General features: G+C 53.0%; 3 protein-coding genes. 1 reads left to right on the top strand and 2 read right to left on the bottom strand.

Features of this window, described 5'->3' with window-relative positions:
• Nucleotides 1-93: 93 nt before the first annotated feature.
• Nucleotides 94-540 (bottom strand): DUF418 domain-containing protein, encoded by a 447-nt coding sequence (locus WBG04_RS12650; RefSeq protein WP_424314797.1) that lies wholly within the window; start codon nucleotides 538-540, stop codon nucleotides 94-96.
• Between the two features lie 159 nt (nucleotides 541-699).
• Here WBG04_RS12650 and WBG04_RS12645 point away from each other — a divergent pair, with 159 nt between their 5' ends.
• Nucleotides 700-2,106, top strand: a complete 1,407-nt coding sequence (locus WBG04_RS12645; protein ID WP_424314796.1) for a sulfatase family protein — start codon at nucleotides 700-702, stop codon at nucleotides 2,104-2,106.
• A gap of 15 nt (nucleotides 2,107-2,121) precedes the next feature.
• Here WBG04_RS12645 and WBG04_RS12640 read toward each other — a convergent pair.
• The coding region (locus WBG04_RS12640) for a hypothetical protein (RefSeq protein ID WP_424314795.1) at nucleotides 2,122-2,542 on the bottom strand (421 nt) is incomplete at its 5' end.

Genomic DNA, 2,542 nt, shown 5'->3' with positions numbered 1-2,542 from the left:
ACATGATGCCAACGGGAAGCAAAATCAGACACCCCGCCCATACCAGCAGGGTGATCGACTTCCGATTTCTGAACAACAACAGAAGAAACCCGCTCAAACCGTAATAGAGCAAGACGTCGCCATCCCATAAAAAAATGTGGAGTGTGTCAGACCTAGGATCGAAAGAATCCAAAGCCGTCGCAGAAATATGCCCTTCGCATCCCCAGCTCCCGAGTCCAGACGCTCCATCTGCAGGAAGAAACCGATACCGAACAGCAGCGAGAAAATCGGATAGAATTTCCCCTCCACCAGAAACGCTGAAAACCAATCCGCAACCTTGTCCCAAGAGTTGATCCAAGATGCCGCCCTCGGGTCGAACTCCTCCTGCGGCTGGCTGAAAAATATCATATTCGAGATCAGTATCCCCAATAGAGCAAAGCCTCGCACCACATCCAAGCTGATGATTCTGTCCCTTTCCGCAAACGGCGTCGGGGTAGCACCATATCCACTCGGAAGTGGGGGAGGAATCGCCTCGGAAGGCCCGCTCAAGGTTTCTTTCATTGGCACGGAAGCCTTCGCTCAGGCCATTTTGAGTCAAATTAAATCTGGAGGCTCAAGATCCATGAGATACACTTTCACCTGTTGCCCACCCGCAGATTCCTCCATTTATCGGCTAAATTTCTCCGAGACTTGCCTATCCCTAGAAACAGACCCACCCAGATGACGAAATTTCTTCTAGCATTCCTTCTCGCCACCGCGCTTTCCGCCCAGTCGGAAAAGCCGAATATTGTATTCATTTTGGCGGACGATATGAACCGCGACTCTTGGGGAGCCTACGGCAATGTTGACTGCAAAACGCCCAACATCGACAGGCTCGCCGACGAGGGCATGCGATTCGACCGCTCATACTGCTCGGTGGCCATGTGTGCTCCATTCCGACAGGAACTCTATACTGGGCGCACCCCGTGGCGCACCGGCACCCTTGCAAATCACTCAACGTCGAAAGCTGGGACAAAGAGCATTCCCCATTACCTGAAACCACTTGGCTACCGGGTGGCTCTTGTCGGCAAGAGCCATGTGGCGCCCAAGGAAAGCTACCCATTCGAGTATTTCCCCGGAAACACGGACAAGACAAGCGACCCCAATCCCGCTGCCGTGAGAGATGCCGGTTCATTCATCGATTCAGCCATCGGTGCCGGAAAGCCTTTCTGCCTTTTCATCGCTTCCAATGACTCTCACGGCCCCCTCACCACTGGCGATCGATCCCCATACAACGCAGATGCCCTGACCGTCCCCCCCTACTGGCTGGACACTCCCGCTCTGCGCAAGGAACTCGTGAAATACTACGCTGAAGTCTCAAATTTCGACAAACTGGTGGGACTAATCCGTGGGGAGCTAGAGCGGCGCGGACTCTGGGAAAACACCATCTTTATGGTCTGTAGCGAGCAAGGCACCCATCTGCCCTTCGCGAAGTGGACGTGTTACGACAACGGACTGCATAACGGTCTAATCGCTCATTGGTCTGGTGTCATTCCGCCAGGAACCGTTGCCAGTGAGCTAGTGGCGAATGCAGACATAACCCCCACCCTTGTTGACGCCGCAGGAGGACGGCTCTCACCCGACGATTGCGACGGCGAGAGCTTCCTCAAAATGCTCAAAGGAGAGCCGCAAGAGCTCCACCAACATGTCTACGGCGCATTCACCAACTGCAACATCATCGGCAGCCGGGATCGCATCTACCCCATCCGTGTTGTTCGGAATAAAACATTTTCACTGATCTACAATCCGAACCACGAAAACGAAACTTCCAACACCACGATCGACGCGGCACTCGCTTTGCTTAACGGTAAGGGAAAAAACAATTCGGCTGATGTTGCGTCATCATGGGTGGAGCTCTCGAAGAGCGATCCCACGGCTCAATTTACCGTCCGGAAATTGCACCATCGTCCAGAATACGAGCTCTATCATCTGGGGAATGACCCTCACGAATTGAAAAACGAGATCAGCAATCCAGAATACCGATCCGTCGCCGAGGAGCTGAAGAAACAGCTGCACCGAAGGCTCACCGAACTCAAAGATGCCGACCCGGTATCCACCGAGAGATCATTGTTCCATCCGAAGAAATGAAAGCCCGCCTGTCATTCACTTCTTCACCCGCTGCAAGGTGAAGAGGCTGGTGAGTCCCTCCCCCTCTTTCACTTCAAAAGCCTTTGAGAACGGCTGGACGATCCCCGCCCTTGAATTGAAAGTCATACAGAAGGTCAATTTGTCTCCATTCAGCTCGTAGATCGCTTGGTTCACCACCAACTCGTTCGCCTCATCCTTCAAGGTCAGAATCATTTGTTTGGGATCCATCTCCGTTTTCAGATCGTAATCGAATTTCATTGAGTAGCGCTTCTCCTTGTTCTTCGGATCACCAGCCACCCCCATATCGAGTTTGAGGTGAGCTGGATTTCTGGACCACCAACCTCCAGAATCCATGTCCATGAAGCAAAAGTCACGTCGGCGATACACCGCCGAATTCAAATCGCAAGCCGTCGAGTTGCTCCAAGCGGGAAGGCCA

Origin of the sequence: Haloferula sp., from assembly GCF_049672945.1 — a bacterium.
Classification (GTDB): domain Bacteria; phylum Verrucomicrobiota; class Verrucomicrobiia; order Verrucomicrobiales; family Akkermansiaceae; genus Haloferula.
This window is presented reverse-complemented; position numbering and strand designations above follow the sequence as displayed.

Excerpts from the sequence above, each read along its gene's own strand:
- WBG04_RS12650 (WP_424314797.1), bottom strand. The coding sequence starts at position 540 with ATGAAAGAAACCTTGAGCGGGCCTTCCGAGGCGATTCCTCCCCCACTT.
- WBG04_RS12645 (WP_424314796.1), top strand. The coding sequence starts at position 700 with ATGACGAAATTTCTTCTAGCATTCCTTCTCGCCACCGCGCTTTCCGCC.